Annotated in this window: 12 protein-coding genes; 2 read left to right on the top strand and 10 right to left on the bottom strand. The window is 65.8% G+C overall.

Annotated elements, in window-relative coordinates; all coding sequences use genetic code 11:
• Positions 1-22: 22 nt before the first annotated feature.
• The 5 genes from J2R80_RS15570 to J2R80_RS15550 all read right to left on the bottom strand — a co-directional run bounded on the left by J2R80_RS15570 (position 23) and on the right by J2R80_RS15550 (position 7222).
• Complete coding sequence (locus J2R80_RS15570) at positions 23-616, bottom strand: GNAT family N-acetyltransferase (protein ID WP_057019122.1); 594 nt, start codon at positions 614-616, stop codon at positions 23-25.
• Between the two features lie 146 nt (positions 617-762).
• Entirely contained in the window at positions 763-1689 is a 927-nt protein-coding gene (locus J2R80_RS15565) for an SMP-30/gluconolactonase/LRE family protein (RefSeq protein WP_057019121.1), read from the bottom strand.
• A 446-nt stretch (positions 1690-2135) separates the two neighbouring features.
• Positions 2136-3023, bottom strand: a complete 888-nt coding sequence (locus tag J2R80_RS15560; RefSeq protein ID WP_057019120.1) for a 4-(cytidine 5'-diphospho)-2-C-methyl-D-erythritol kinase — start codon at positions 3021-3023, stop codon at positions 2136-2138.
• Between the two features lie 321 nt (positions 3024-3344).
• Complete coding sequence (locus tag J2R80_RS15555; protein ID WP_076830325.1) at positions 3345-5129, bottom strand: tetratricopeptide repeat protein; 1785 nt, start codon at positions 5127-5129, stop codon at positions 3345-3347.
• Between the two features lie 434 nt (positions 5130-5563).
• Positions 5564-7222, bottom strand: coding sequence for an electron transfer flavoprotein-ubiquinone oxidoreductase (locus J2R80_RS15550; RefSeq protein ID WP_141342589.1), 1659 nt, complete (start codon positions 7220-7222; stop codon positions 5564-5566).
• 185 nt (positions 7223-7407) lie between these two features.
• Between J2R80_RS15550 and J2R80_RS15545 the strand changes: the two genes are divergently transcribed.
• Positions 7408-8238 (top strand): uracil-DNA glycosylase family protein, encoded by an 831-nt coding sequence (locus J2R80_RS15545; protein WP_375162581.1) that lies wholly within the window; start codon positions 7408-7410, stop codon positions 8236-8238.
• Between the two features lie 378 nt (positions 8239-8616).
• On the opposite strand, the gene J2R80_RS15540 is transcribed toward J2R80_RS15545, so the two are convergent.
• The 5 genes from J2R80_RS15540 to J2R80_RS15520 all read right to left on the bottom strand — a co-directional run bounded on the left by J2R80_RS15540 (position 8617) and on the right by J2R80_RS15520 (position 14250).
• Positions 8617-9645, bottom strand: coding sequence for an IS110 family transposase (locus J2R80_RS15540; protein WP_253638818.1), 1029 nt, complete (start codon positions 9643-9645; stop codon positions 8617-8619).
• Between the two features lie 173 nt (positions 9646-9818).
• A complete protein-coding gene (locus J2R80_RS15535) occupies positions 9819-11327 on the bottom strand; it encodes a glycosyltransferase family 39 protein (RefSeq protein WP_141343451.1) in 1509 nt (502 codons plus the stop codon).
• Between the two features lie 321 nt (positions 11328-11648).
• Positions 11649-12425, bottom strand: a complete 777-nt coding sequence (locus J2R80_RS15530) for a ribonuclease HII (protein WP_076830319.1) — start codon at positions 12423-12425, stop codon at positions 11649-11651.
• 94 nt (positions 12426-12519) lie between these two features.
• Positions 12520-12966: a VOC family protein gene (locus J2R80_RS15525; protein ID WP_057017003.1), complete on the bottom strand. Its 447-nt coding sequence runs from the start codon at positions 12964-12966 to the stop codon at positions 12520-12522.
• Between the two features lie 117 nt (positions 12967-13083).
• Positions 13084-14250 (bottom strand): PA0069 family radical SAM protein, encoded by a 1167-nt coding sequence (locus tag J2R80_RS15520; RefSeq protein ID WP_141342983.1) that lies wholly within the window; start codon positions 14248-14250, stop codon positions 13084-13086.
• Positions 14251-14414: 164 nt separating this feature from the next.
• Between J2R80_RS15520 and J2R80_RS15515 the strand changes: the two genes are divergently transcribed.
• On the top strand, positions 14415-14984 hold the full coding sequence (locus J2R80_RS15515) for a glycosyl transferase (protein WP_141342982.1): 570 nt from the start codon (positions 14415-14417) through the stop codon (positions 14982-14984).
• Positions 14985-14996 lie beyond the last annotated feature (12 nt).

The raw sequence follows: 14996 nt of genomic DNA, 5'->3' as shown, positions 1-14996 counted from the left end.
GTTTCTGGCGCCGACTATCGTGTCAGCGCGGCTTTTCGTTGAGTTGATAGGTCAGATGCGCCTTCACCGTCGGCCATTCGCTGGCGATGATGCTGTAAACCACGGTGTCGCGCAACGTGCCGTTGGGCGCGATCTGATGGCTGCGCAGAATGCCGTCCTGCTTCGCACCCAGCCGCTCGATGCCACGCCGGCTCTGGTGATTGAAGAAATGCGTGCGGAACTCGACCGCGATGCAATCAAGCTTCTCGAAGGCATGGATCAGCAGTAGCAGTTTGCACTGCGTATTGACCGCGCTGCGCTGCACACGCTTGGCGTACCAGGTCGAGCCGATCTCAACGCGACGGTTCGACGTGTCGACGTTCATGTAGGTCGTCATGCCGGAAATCTTGCCGTCGGCGTCGAACACCGTGAACGGCAGCATCGATCCGGCCTTTTGCAGGCCGAGCCGGCGGTCGATCTCCTTGGCCATGTTCTCCGGCTGCGGGATCGCGGTGTACCAGAGCTTTGACAGCTCGCCGTCCTTCACCGCCTCGACCAGCCCGTCGCGATGATCGTGGGACAACGGCTCCAGCCGCGCATGCGCGCCGCGAAGGGTGACCGGTTCAAGCCAGGGCATTCGAGATCTCTCCATCTTTGTCATTCCGGGGCGATGCGCAGCATCGAACCTCAGATGCGCAATTGCGCATCGGGGAATCTCGAGATTCCGGGTCTGGCGCTTCGCACCATCCCGGAATGACGATTGCGCTTCGCGAACCGCAATCGTCATCTATTCAGAAAATTCAGCGGCAATCCCGGCCGCGGCCAGTCCATCGCGATCAGCTCGCCCTTGCCCGACAGCGTGATGTAGGCGGTCTTCAGCTCGGGGCCGCCGAAGGCGATGTTGGTGGTGACGCGGTCGCCGGTCGGCACCTGCTCGACCACGGTGCCGTCGGGCGCGATCACCGAGATGCAGCCCGACACCAGCGTCGCGACGCAGACATTGCCCGATGCCTCGACCGCGAGCGAGTCGAACATCTGGTAGCCGCCGAGGCCGGCGATCGGCTTGCCGCGCTCGCCGCGATAGATCACGTCGCGCGGCTTGACGGTGCCGGGCTCGGAAACTTCATACGCCCACAGCCGCGCGGTCGGCGTCTCCGCGATGTAGACGGTCTTCTCGTCCGGCGACAGGCCGATGCCGTTGGCTGGCAGGATGCCGTGCACGGCCTCGACGATCTCGTTCATGCCGGGCTTCAGATAATAGAACGCGCCGACATCCATGTCGCGGGCGCGGCGCTTGCCGAGGTCGGAGAACCACAGGCCACCCTGCCTGTCGAACACCAGGTCATTCGGCCCGCGCAGCGCGTGCTCGCCGCATTTCGTCACCACGGTCTCGACCTTGCCGGATTGCAGATCGACGCGCTGGATCGAGCCGCCGAGATAATCCTCGGGCTGCGGCCCCGGCATGATCATGTTGCGGGTCGGAATCCAGGAGAAGCCGCCATTGTTGCAGATGTACATCTTGCCGTCGGGACCGAGCGCCGCGCCGTTCGGGCCGCCCGGCACCTTGGCGACGATCTCCTTGCGCCCGTCGGGATAGACCCGCGTCAGCCGCTGGCCGCGGATTTCGACCAGCACGACCGAACCGTCGGGCATGACGACGGGACCTTCGGGAAACTCCAGATCGGTGGCGAGAACTCGGATATTGGCCATGGCATCCTCCCGGCTCTTTGGCTGCAGGCGGATTCCGAACGGCCCCGCACGCGCAACGTTGTTGTTTCATCCTGTTATGGCAAACGGGGTTTGGCTTGCCAAGCAATGGCCCCGCAAGGCTGCCCGGCGTTGGGGCGGGATGGGCGCGCCGCAAATGCCCCTGTCGTCCCTGCCTAGTGCGCAATTGCGCACTAGGCAGGGACGACACCGAATAGGTGGCACGGTCAGTGAGTCAAATTTCCGCGTTCTCGCGACACTGTCCGAGCTTCGCGATTCGGATGAAGCGAAATATTTTCGCGCGCGAGGATTGACAGGTTTTGCTGAGTTGCCCGTCGGGTTGTTTTGTCGCACCCCTCTCCGTCGTCATTCCCCAGTGCGCAATTGCGCGCCTGAGGGCGCGCCTCCTGGCGCGAGCCTCGGAATGACGGAGAGAGAATGGGCGCGCACTAGCTCAGCGTGCCCGCATGCACCCACCAGCCGGGGTGACCGGCGCGGAGTTGTTCGCCGGCCGCCTCGGCGTCGGCGTCGGTTCCGAACACTGCAAAGCAGGTCGCGCCCGAGCCCGACATGCGCACCAGACGAACGCCCCGGGTCTCACGCAGCGCGGACAGCACGTCACTGATGACGGGCTGGATGCGCGCCGCGGGGGCTTCGAGATCGTTGGTGCCGCGCTCCAGCGCCGCGATCCAATCGTCGATCGCGCGCCCGGCTTCCGGCCATGACGGCGCCTGCATCACGACGTCGGTGGCGCCGATCAGGAGCTCGCCATTGCGCAGGCCGAGCGCATTGAAGACGTCCCTGGTCGCAACCGGCACGCGCGGATTGACCAGCACGCACGGCATTTTCGGCAGGTCGAGCGGCAGCAGGCCTTCGCCGACGCCGGTCATGTCGCAGGCCCGCGAGGCGACGCACACCGGCACGTCGGCGCCGGTCTGCAGCGCGACCTCCATGATCCGGCTATCGTCGAGCGAGAGCTCATTGAGCCGCGCCAACAGCCGCAGCGCCGCCGCGGCATCCGCCGAGCCGCCGCCGATGCCGGCCGCAACCGGCAGCACCTTCTCCAGCGTGAAGTGGCCGACCTCGAGGTCCGCGACGCGCTCGCCGAGCAGCCGCGCGGCCTTCAGCACCAGATTGTCAGAGGTGTCGCCGCAGGCATCGGCCAGCGGCCCCGCCATCGAAAGCGACAGCTCGGGTCCCGGCTCGAGCATCAGGCGATCGGCGCAATCGGCAAACGCGACGACGCTCTCCAAGTCGTGAAACCCGTCGACGCGCCGCCCGACAACCTTCAGCGTCAGGTTGACCTTGGCACGCCCTTCTTCAATCAGCGCCGGCACGGCGATAAACCCCTAAAAAACAAACATCGTGATGCGATTAGCGTAAATCGCCGTACGATCCTATCCCTTTGTTTGGATGGAAATTCCGCCATGACTCGTCATGCCCGGGCATAGCCGTCTGAAGGACGGCGTCGCTTCCGCTCGCCTATGACCCGGGCATCTATCAACCAAGAACGAATTTCTCGAAGGGATGGATGGCCGGGTCAAGCCCGGCCATGACGGGCAAACGTCAATGCCCGGGACATCTTGCGCGAAGACGCGCTTCGCGCTTTTGCCCGGGCATCACGGTATTTTATGAAGATGCAGCGCGACGACCGCCGCTCAGCCACCCTTGCCGTCGTCGTCCTTCTTCTTCTCGGCAGCGGCGGCGTTGGAGGTGTCGTCCGGCAGGCCGTTGTCGATCTTGGCCTGGATCTTCGGCAGCTCTTCCGGCTCGGGCTTGAGGTCGCGGGCATGCGCCCACTGGAACTTGGCTTCCAGGGTGCGGCCGACGCGCCAGTAGGCGTCGCCGAGATGGTCGTTGATGGTCGGATCTTCCGGCTTCAGATCGATCGCGCGCTCGAGGTTCTTGACCGCCTCCTCGTAATTGCCGATCCGGTAATAGGCCCAACCGAGCGAGTCCACGATGTAGCCGTCGTCAGGGCGCTGATCGACGGCGCGCTTGATCATCTTCATGCCTTCGTCGAGGTTGATGCCCTGGTCGATCCAGGAATAGCCGAGATAGTTCAGCACATGCGGCTGCTCGGGCTGCAGCTCGAGCGCCTTGCGCATGTCGGCCTCGGCCTTGTTCCACTGCTTGGAGCGCTCCTCGCAGATGCCGCGATAGTAATAGGTGACCCAGGCGTTCTTGTCGCCGCCGGCCGGCAGCGCGTCGATCGCCTGCGAATAGGTGGTGGCGCAGTCGGCGAACTTCTTGCGGCCGCGCTCGATATTGCCGAGCGCCAGGATCGCCTCGATGTCCTTCGGCTGATCCGATGTGACTTCCTTGAGGATCTTGATCGCCTCGTCGCTGCGGTCGGCGGCATCGAGATTGGTCGCGAGCTGGATCTGCGCGTTGCGCTTCAGCGGCGAGGACGCCGGCATCCGCTCATAGACCTTGATCGCCATCTGCGGCTTCTTCACCGATTCATAGAGATCGGCGAGCGACAGCAGCGCCAGCGGATGGTTGGGCTGCAGATAGAGCGCGAGCTGCAGATAGACCAGCGCGAGGTCCTCGCCGCCGCGGCGGGTCAGCGTCGCGCCGATGCCGTAGAGCGCCTCGGCCGCGCCGGCCTGCGGCGACTCGACCAGCGGCGGCAGCTTCTTGCCGGCCTTGGTCTCCTTGATGCCTTCCAGCACCAGCGGGTGACGCGGCAGCTTCTTGTCGAAGGCCTCGTACATCGCGGTCGCGGCGGCCGCGTCCTTGTTGCGCGAGGTCCAGCGCGCATATTCGTCGACCGTGCGCAGCATCGAATCGTCGAGCTTGTAGACGCGCTCGAAGCGGGCGCCGGCATCCTTCTCCTTGCCGGACAGCTCATAGATCATGCCGGCATGCAGGTCCTTGAAGATCGGGTACCACTCGGGGCCGGTCAGCTTGTCGATCGAGGCGACCGCGGCCTTGCTGTCGCCGGCGCCATAGGCGGCCCAGGCCGACAGCAGCGTCGCGACGAGATCGGTGATCGGGCCGCGCACCGACTGGTTGATGTTGGACTGCGCGGCGGCATATTTCTTCAGCTTGAGATCGCGCACGCCGACGACGAGGCGCGCGACGCGGTTGGCCTTGTCCTGGGTGAGGATGCGGTCGGCGAGCTTGACCGCCTCCTCGATGTCGCCGTCGGCGAGCGAGGAGATGAAGGCGCGGTCGAGCAGCTCGGAATTCTTCGGGTCGGTGCGCAGCGCCGAGCGGTAGAACGTCGCGGCCGAGGTCGCATCGCGCTCGACGCTGGCGTGGCGGGCGGCGAGATAGCTGCCGGCGGTGGTCAGCGACTTCAGGTCGTTCTTGGACGGGAATTGCGCGGCATTGTCGGTCGGATGGTCCGGCGTTTGCGCTGCAAGCTGCGCAGGCACGGCAAGCGCCGCGGCAGCGAGAACGGCAATCGTCAGGCGGTGGAATCGGGTGGACAGCATCACGGTCGCCTTGCTCCAGGGATTTACGCCAAGATGGATTTTATGGCCAAGATCTTGCGATCAGTCTCAAAATGCGAACCCAAGCGGCGGCATCACGGCGGGGGACAATGCCGCTTTTGGCGCTCATCCGCAAGGATCGCCCAAAGGCAACCCATGACGAATCAATTGGCAGATTAGGCCTTTAGGCCCGCCGATCCAGCCAGCCCCCGCAAGACGCTTCCACTATGGCGGTATCGTGACCGGGCCGGGCATATTCGCGCGCGGACGCAAAAAGGCGCGAGATAAGGGTGCCACGGCACCCCTTTTCGCGCCTTCTGTTGTAACCGGGGGTGCAATCCGGCCGCTCCACGCGCGGAGAGGCCAAGCGGAGGTTGCGGCAACTCGCGCAGCCGCCTCACGCAAATGTGGTCGGCCGCCTCGAGCTCACCCTGGCCTCACATTGCCTCGTAGTTCGGACCGCCGCCGCCCTCCGGCGGAACCCAGGTGATGTTGCCGTTGGGGTCCTTCACGTCGCAGGTTTTGCAGTGGACGCAGTTCTGGGCGTTGATCTGGAAGCGCGGACCCGTCGATTCCTCGACCCATTCATAAACGCCGGCCGGGCAATAGCGGTTGGACGGACCGGCGAACACGTCGTGTTCCGAGGTCTTCTGCAGATTGAGGTCGGCGACCTTGAGATGGACCGGCTGGTCCTCCTCATGGTTGGTGTTGGACAGGAACACCGACGACAGCTTGTCGAACGAGATCTTGCCGTCCGGCTTCGGATAGGCGATCGGCTGGTGCTGCTTGGACGGATCGAGCGTCTTGCGGTCCGGCTTGGCGTGCGACTGGGTGCCGAACAGCGAGAAGCCGAGCGTGTTGCACCACATGTCGAAGCCGGAGAGCACCGTTCCGAGCATGTTGCCGAACTTCGACAGCAACGGCTTGGCATTGCGGACCTTGAACAGGTCCTTGCCGATCGCCGACGAGCGCCAGGCGTTCTCGTACTCGACGAGCTCGTCATTGGCGCGTCCGGCGCCGAGCGCGGCCGCGACATGCTCGGCGGCGAGCATGCCGGAGCCCATCGCGTTGTGGACGCCCTTGATGCGCGGCACGTTGACGAAGCCCGCCGCGCAGCCAATCAACGCGCCGCCCGGGAACGAGAGCCGGGGCACCGACTGGTAGCCGCCCTCGGTGATGGCGCGCGCGCCATAGGCGAGCCGCTTGCCGCCCTCGAACAGCTCGCGGACATCGGGATGGGTCTTGAAGCGCTGGAATTCGTCGAACGGCGACAGATAGGGATCGTTGTAGTTCAGATGCACGACGAAGCCGACCGCGACGCGGTTGTCGTCGTAATGATAGAGGAACGAGCCGCCGCCGGTCCTGTCGTTCAGCGGCCAGCCGAGCGTGTGCTGCACCCGACCCTTCTTGTGCTTCGCCGGGTCGATCTGCCAGACCTCCTTGAGGCCGATGCCGAACTTCGGCGGCTCGGAGTTGGCATCGAGATTGAACTTCGCGATCAGCTGCTTGGACAGCGAGCCGCGTGCGCCTTCGGCGAACAGCGTATATTTGCCGAGCAGCTCCATGCCGCGGGTGTAGGAATCCTTGTGGCTGCCGTCCCTGGCAATGCCCATGTCGCCGGTGGCGATGCCGCGCACCGCGCCCTTGTCGTCATAAAGCACTTCGGCCGCGGCAAAGCCCGGATAGATCTCGACGCCGAGCGCTTCCGCCTTCGGTGCCAGCCAGCGGCAGACATTGCCGAGCGAGCCGATGTAGCAGTGATGATTGTTCATCAGCGGCGGCATGATGAAGTTCGGCAGGCGGAACCAGCCTTGCGACGTCGTCCAGTAGAAGCGGTCGTCCTTGACCTGCGTCTTCAGCGGACAATCGGCGTCGTCGCGCCAGTCGGGCACGAGCTTGTCGAGCCCGGCCGGATCGATCACCGCACCCGAGAGGATGTGCGCGCCGACCTCGGAGCCCTTCTCCACCACGACGATCGAGAGCTCCGGATTGAGCTGCTTCAGCCGGATCGCGGCCGACAGGCCCGACGGGCCGGCGCCGACGATGACGACGTCGAATTCCATAGACTCGCGCGGAGGAAGGTCTTCAGCACTCATGATCTTTGATCTCAGCCCATTGAGAACGCTTCTAAGCTTTTCACGGGTCGTTGTTTCCGATTTTTGGCGGAAGGACAACCATGGAATTGCGCTTCCATGGGTTTGCACGGCCCGGGTACCGCAAGAGAATAATCTTTTCCGAAAACCGCCCTCCACTTTTCTGGTCGATGCTCTAGATTGCGCCCATGATGGCCCTGCCGCCCGAGCCCACCCCTACACTGCAGCAATTGCTGGCCTTTTACCTCGAGGCCGGGGTCGATTGCGCGCTTGGCGATGCGCCGATCAACCGGCTCGAGGAGCCGGAGCCAGTTCCCGCCCCAGCCGCGCCGCGCCCATCAGTTGCACTCAATCCGCTGCGTCCGCCGCCGATGCCGTCAGTTCCGCGCAGCGAAATCACCGTGGCGCCGGATGCCGCGATCGCTTCCGCGCGCGAGGCTGCGCGGACTGCGCCGACGCTTGCAGCCCTGCGCACGCTGATGGAGAATTTCGACGGCTGCGCGTTGAAGCACACCGCAACCAGGCTGGTGTTCGCCGACGGCAATCCGCAGGCGCGCGTGATGTTCGTCGGCGAGGCGCCGGGCCGCGACGAGGACATCGAGGGCCTGCCGTTCGTGGGCCGTTCCGGCAAGCTGCTCGACCGCATGATCGCGGCGATCGGGCTCGACCGCAGCAAGGCCTATATCGCCAACGTGATCCCGTGGCGGCCGCCCGGCAACCGTACGCCGACGCCGCAGGAGACGCAGGTGTGCCTGCCCTTCATCCAGCGCCATGTCGAACTCGTGAATCCCGACGTGCTGGTGACGCTCGGCAATCCCTCGACGCAGGCGCTGCTCGGAACGCGCGAGGGCATCATGCGCACGCGCGGCAAATGGATCGACTACGACACCGGCACCCGCACGATCCGCGCCGTCGCCACCTTCCATCCCGCCTATCTGCTGCGCTCGCCGTCGTACAAGCGGCTGTCCTGGCAGGATCTGCGCGCGATCGCGAAGGTGTTGCAGGTGGCGAGCGCGTAGCTTCGTAGCCCGGATGGAGCCAACGGGTCGCGCGGACGCGCGCCCGATGACAGGCTCCGCGCAATCCGGGTGGATCAGGTGGCGTAAAAGAGCGGCCCCGGATTTCGCTGCGCTTCATCCGGGCTTCTGTAACGGGCCTTGGTTAGTCAATCCCTTTTCGCGTCATCCACTCGCCGGGCACTTGCTTCTGTACGGGATCGGCGCGAAGGCCGTCGCCTGATGGGGTGCATTGAGGAGCCGGCCGGCCAATCTACGGATTGCGTGGTCGTGAGCCACTTCCCGGATGGCGGCCTGACCGGATCCATCGTCCCAGCGGAGGGACTTCGCTCGGGGAGAGCCTGGTGTCGTGGCCCGCCCGGAACCGATTGCTGCTCCTGGCTAGATGGCCTTGGTCATCGGGTTGAACGGTTTGGTGTCGGCGAGCATGCGATGCAGGATCACGGCGAGCTTGCGAGCCAGCGCTACCTTGGCCTTGCGCATGCCTGCGCGCCGGGCGATCCGCATCGCCCAGCTCTTCAATGCCGAGCAATTCTTGACCGGCTTGGTCAGCATGACGTGAGCTGCCTGGTAGAGTGCCTCGCGCACGGAGGCATCCCCGATCTTGCTGATGCGGCCGGTGTAGTCGGTCTCACCGGACTGGTACTTCTTCGGGGTGAGCCCAAAGTGGGCTCCCGTGGCCTTCGAGGAGCGGAAGCGCTTCGGGTCGTCGATCGCCGCGGCATAGGTGAGCGCCACGATCGGACCAACGGACGGCGTTGTCATCAGGAGCTTGGCGGATGGATGCGTCCTGGCGAGCTTCTGGGTGTGCTTGTCCAGGCTCTTGAACTCCCGCAGCAGCACCGCATGGGCTTGGAGCAGCGCCGCCGCGACCAACTCCAGTCCGGGATGGCCGGTCACGAGCTCGCGGATGCGTCCGGCGAACGTGCGCTCGGTGGTCGCACCGACCTTCAGGCCAAAACCGCGAAGTATGCCGCGCAGGCTGTTCTCGACATCGCGAAGCTTGGATTGCAGCAGCTTGCGCGCCGTCAGGATGGCGCGGGTCTCCTGCGCCGCGACCGACTTGCAGTGCACCGGCCGGAACCAGCCGAGCCGCATCAACTGCGCGATCCGGCGGGCATCGTTGCGGTCCGTCTTCACCGGCATCGACTTGAAGGCTTCGCGAACGTGCCGCGTTTCCAGCAGCTCGACCGCAAGCCCTGCGTCTCGCAGACCCGCATACAGCCATTGCGACAAGGGGCCTGCCTCCAGCCCGATCCGTTCCAGTACCAGACCCAGCGACCGGAACCAGGCGATCAGCGCCGCCGGCTCGCTCGCAACCTTCGTCTCGCGCAAAATCTTGCCTGTCCCATCGACAAGGCAAACGCTCGAGCATTCCAAAGACACGTCAATTCCTGCATAGTGGCACATGGTCGTCCCTTAATGATGCTTGGAGCGGGCTTGCCCGACTCCGTTGAACACCATCAGTTTGAGGGACGACCGCCTTCCAACCAACAGGCCGCTCGCGAGCGCGCTTCCAAATTGCGCCGTAGCGAGCGGGCGGCCGGCCCGTTACCCCATCTACGGCTCCACGTCACGTCAAATCACGTCCCTTTCGGCCGCACGATCGCCCAGCCGATCCGCAGCACCGGCTGCCGTCCGTTGACCAGCCGGTCGAACGAACGCGGCACTTCCGGCACGAGGCCGGGGAAGCGCTGCGCGATGTCGGGCGGCGGCGTGCCGGCGGTGTCCTGTGCGCGCCACACCACGACGCCGCCGGTTTCGTTGAATTTTGCGACCGACAGCCACGGCGTCCGCTGCGGCGTGGCGTCGAGCAAAAGATGCGGGCGGCGGCGGTTCATCGCAATCAGGCTGGCAAGTTCGGGATCGCCGGCCACCGCGCGCAGGCGCTGGTTGGTGCGGCGCTCATAGCTGTCATCGAAGAAGCGGCCCATCGCGGCTGCCGGCAGCGAGGTGGACGCCTCCGTGGTGCTGGTCCAGGGCAGGAACAGCGCCGCCGCCAGCGCGAGCGCTGCAGGCGCCGCGACCGCCAAGGCCCAGACCGAACGCAGCAGCCGCTGCCGCCTGAGCGGGATCAGTTCGCCGGTCGCGACCACGACGGCAAGCCCGGACATCAACAGCGCCACTCCGGCGCCGCCGAAGGCGCGATCGAGATTGAACAGCGCGGAGACGAAGCTGCTCGCGATCGCCGGCGCGAACGCGAAGAAATACACGAATTGCCGCGCCAGCGGACTGACCGGCGGGCGGTTGATGATCGGGGCATCCTCGGTCTTGCCGGCGAACCAGCGCGAATTGAGGATCGCCAGCAGCGCGATCGCGGCGGTCGCCACGATCAGCCCGCCGAGCACCACGCCCCAGCGCAGCGCGCGCGCCTTGAGATCGGCGAGTGCCGGCAAGGCCGGCAGCGCCAGGACGTCGGCGCGGAGCATCCAGATCAGGTAGGGCAGCGCCAGCACGATGATGACGAGCAGCGCGTAGATCGGATCGACCGACTTGAGCATGCGCCGCCCGCGCTCGGTTGCGAGCGCAAAGCCTGTCACGAGCAGGATCATGCCGATCGCCGCCGGCGTCGTCAGCAGCAGGAGCCCGCAATCGATCGACCAGGCGAACCAGGCGTTGCGCCGGTTCTGCCCGATCAGTTGCCAGGAATGCAGCAACAGCAGCGCCCAGAGCGGGCGCGCCAGGATCAGCGGGCCGAACTCGACGCTTGGCGAGGAGAACACCACGACCGTCATCGACAGCAGCACTGCCAGCACGCCCTGCGGGCCACCGACGATGGCGCGCGCCAAGGCGTAGAAGGCGATGAAGGTGACGATCTCGCAGACCTGCGCCAGGAGATAGACGCCGAACACGTGATTGCCGACGGCGCGGAAGGCGATGTCGGCGAGCCAGAACGCGAGCGGCGGCCCCATGTCGGTGCCGACCTGATATTCGCGGCCGAAGGCGAGGATGGTGGCGAGGTTGCCGGGCGGACTGCCGTAGAAGATGGCCGGCAGGAACAGCCAGATCGCGGCCTGCGCCAGCACCACGATCCAGACCACGAGGCGCGGCCGGGCGCGGATCAGTTCGACAACCAGGGAGGTAAACCGCATGAAACGCCTGAAATGCCCCAGCCACCCGTATCAAGCGGCGCCATCTGATCCCGAGGTTTTTTGATAAACGGCGGCGGCGATGGAGGCAACCGGGCTGGATGTGTCCACGGTGCAAAGTCAAACATCGCTGTCATGCCCCGCGAAGGCGGGCATCCAGTACGCCGCGGCGGCCAGGCTTGAGCACAACGGTCTCTGGAATACTGGATCGCCCGGTCCCGTCTTCGCCAAGGCTTCGACGAGGCCAGGGCCCCCTGGCGCGCCGAAGCTTTAGCGGAGGCGGCGAGCCGGGCGATGCCACCGAGAGTGCGGCGCCGCCGCGCTTTACGCCGCTTCGGATGCCGCGGCTTCGCTTTCGGCGTCCACCGTGAACAGGTCGGGCTCCGCCGGGACCGGGAAATGCTTCAGCCGCGCCGCGACGACGGGAGCGAAGAAACTGCGGTGATGGCTGCTGGGGCCGAGCCGGTCGAGCGCCTCGAGGTGCTCGGGGACGGCATAGCCCTTGTGCTGCTCGAAGCCGTAGCCGGGGCAATCCAGCGCCAGCGCGCACATCAGGCGGTCGCGCGTCACCTTGGCGATGATCGAGGCCGCCGCGATCGAGGCCACGATGCCGTCGCCGCCGATCACGGCGTCGCAGTCGCAGGGCGTGGCGAGCTTGTCGCGGCCGTCGACGAAGACATGCTTCGGCATTTCCGGCAGCGCATGCACCGCGCGCGCCAGCGCCCACAGCGAGGCGCGCAGGATGTTGTCGCGGTCGATCCGCGCCCGTGACGCCACCGCGACCGAGAACGCTGCTGTCGCGCAGATTTCCTCGAACAGTTCCTCGCGGCGCTCGACGGTCAGCCGCTTCGAATCATCGAGGCCCTTGGGTATCCGATTTGGGTCCAGCACCACGGCGGCGGCGACCACCGGGCCCGCCAGCGGCCCGCGCCCGGCCTCGTCGCAGCCGGCGACCGGCCAGACGCCGCGCTTGATCAGCGCGCGCTCGCGCCGAAAGCTCGGCCGCGTCACCACGATGACGCGCTTGTCCGGCTTGGCCGGCTCGGCCGGCTTCTTCTTCGACGCGGTCTTTGACGTGCGATTGGACTTGTCCCGAATCATGCGGGGATCGTGGTCAAGCCCGGCCCGCGGCGCAACCGGGAACCTGGCGCCCTTCCCCGTTATTCAATCCGCCACCCTAATCGGGATCGGCGCTCTAATCGGGGATTGACACCCGGCGGTCGTCGCGAACCTCAAAGCCCGGCGCGCGCACCACTTCCCAGGCGTGGCCGTCGGGATCGCCGAAATAACCGCAATAGCCGCCATAGCTGGTCGGCTGCGCGGGTTTCAGCAGCCTGGCGCCTTTCGACAGCGCGAACGCCATCACACGATCGACCTCGGCGTCGTCGTTGCAGTTCCAAGCGATCGCGACGCCGCGGAACGCTGAAGGCCGTGGCTGATCCGGCAGCCCGGCATCGGCAGCGAGCAGATGCCACGGGAACAGGCCGAGCACGGTGCCGCCGGTCTCGAAGAAGGCGACCTCCTCGCCGGTCGCGCGCATCTTCCTGGAGAAGCCGAGCGATTCATAAAAGCCGATGCTGGCGCGCATGTCGCTGACGCCCAGCGTGAGGACGGTGAAGCGTGCGGTCGGGGCGTTACTCATGTTTACCTTTCCCGTCGTTGCGAGCGAAGCGACGCAATCCATTGTTCCACATATTCGGATGCATGGATTGCTTCGTCGCTTCGCTCCTCGCAATCACGATCATCACTTTGCTGGCACCTAAAACAAGCTCAGCTGCTGCCCGCTGCGCTTCGGCTTGGCGAAGTGATCGGTGGTCAGCTTGGTCCGCCGCTTGTTGAGGCCGAGCTTTTCGCAGGCGATCTCGAAGCGGCGGCCGATCATCCAGGCCATCGGGCCGGTGCCCTTCATCCGCGTGCCCCATTGCGAGTCGTAGTCGCGGCCACCGCGCATGTCGCGGATCAGCGTGAAGACGTGACGGTAGCGATCGGGATAGTTGGCCATCAGCCATTCGCGGAACAGATCGCGCACCTCGAGCGGCAGCCGCAGCAGCACATAGCTCGCCTCCCTGGCGCCGGCATGTGCGGCGGCATCGAGGATGCGCTCGATCTCGGAATCGTTCAGCGCCGGGATCACGGGTGCGACCATCACCGTGGTCGGGATGCCGGCATCCGTGAGCCGCTTGATCGCCTCGAGCCGCTTCGGCGGGGTCGAGGCGCGCGGCTCCATGGTGCGGGCGAGTTTCGGGTCGAGCGTCGTCACCGAGAGCGCGACCTTGGCGAGATTGCGCTTGGCCATACGTACCAGGATGTCGATGTCGCGGGTGACCAGCGCCGACTTGGTGACGATGCCGACCGGATGGCCGGCGCGCTCCAGCACCTCGAGGATGCCGCGCATGATCTTCCGGTCGCGCTCGATCGGCTGATAGGGATCGGTGTTGGTGCCGATCGCGATCATCCGCGCCTCGTAGTCCGGTGCCGCCAGCTCCTTCTCGAGCAGCGCGGGTGCGTCCGGCTTGGCGAACAGCTTCGATTCGAAGTCCAGCCCCGGCGACAGGCCGAGATAGGCGTGGGTCGGCCGCGCGAAGCAATAGACGCAGCCGTGCTCACAGCCGCGATACGGATTGATCGAGCGGTCGAAGCCGATGTCGGGCGAGTCGTTGCGGGTGATCACCTTGCGCGAGGTGTCGAGCGCCACGCTGGTCGCAAATGGCGGCAGGTCCTCGAGGCTCTGCCAGCCGTCGTCGAAGGCAACGCGCGCCTCGGCCTCGTAGCGGCCGCTGGCGTTGGACTGCGCGCCGCGGCCGCGCCGCCGCTCGCGCTCGATCGCGACCGCAAGCTCGGGAAAAGGGGAAGGTGCACCCGCCGGGTTATCGGAGGGCGCCGTTACCGGCGGGTGCTTGAGGGCATGAGAGGATGCTCGGCTCATGCTTTGAAGCTAACACGGCACGAGAACAAATCAAGAACATGAACGGAGAAATTCCACAAAACCTTGCTACAAAATTCTGCAGGCGAACAGGCTGCTTTGAATATGACAAGGTGATAACACGGCCGGAGTTTCTCCACCGTTTGAGCCATCGAAGCCTCAAAATCATGCTGAGCGTGATCATTCCAACCGACGGCGTCGAGCGCACCGCGGTCGCAACATTGGCGGCGCTGGTGCCGGGCGCGGCCGCCGGCGTCATCCGCGAAGTGCTGCTGGTCGACCGCAGCAACAGCGATGTGATGGAGCGCGTCGCCGACGTTGCCGGCTGCCGTTTCATGCGCTTCGAGGGCACGCGCGCCGCGGCGCTTGCGGCAGGCGCGCGGCAGGCGCGGTCGCCCTGGCTGATGTTCCTGCATCCGGGCGCAGTGCTCGATGCCGGCTGGATCGAGGAAACCACCCAGTTCATCCAGATGGTGGCGGCCAGCGGCAAGGACCGCGCCGGCATCTTCCGCTACGCCCGCGCACCCTACACCGACCCGGGCCTGCGCGACGGCCTCAAATTCGTTGCCCGGATGATCACCGGGCCCTCGGCCGAACAGGGCCTTTTGATCGCGCGCGAGCATTACGAGCGGATCGGCGGCTACCGGCCCGATGCCCGCCGCTCCGAGGCGCGCCTGCTGCGCCGGCTCGGCCGTTCCTCCCGCACCATGCTGCGGAGCCGGATCATGGTGGCCTGAACAAAGCGCTTG

Origin of the sequence: Bradyrhizobium sp. USDA 4541 (assembly GCF_024171085.1) — a bacterium.
Classification (GTDB): domain Bacteria; phylum Pseudomonadota; class Alphaproteobacteria; order Rhizobiales; family Xanthobacteraceae; genus Bradyrhizobium; species Bradyrhizobium australafricanum.
Note: the sequence above shows the minus strand (reverse complement) of the source record. Positions and strands in the feature narration are given on the sequence as shown.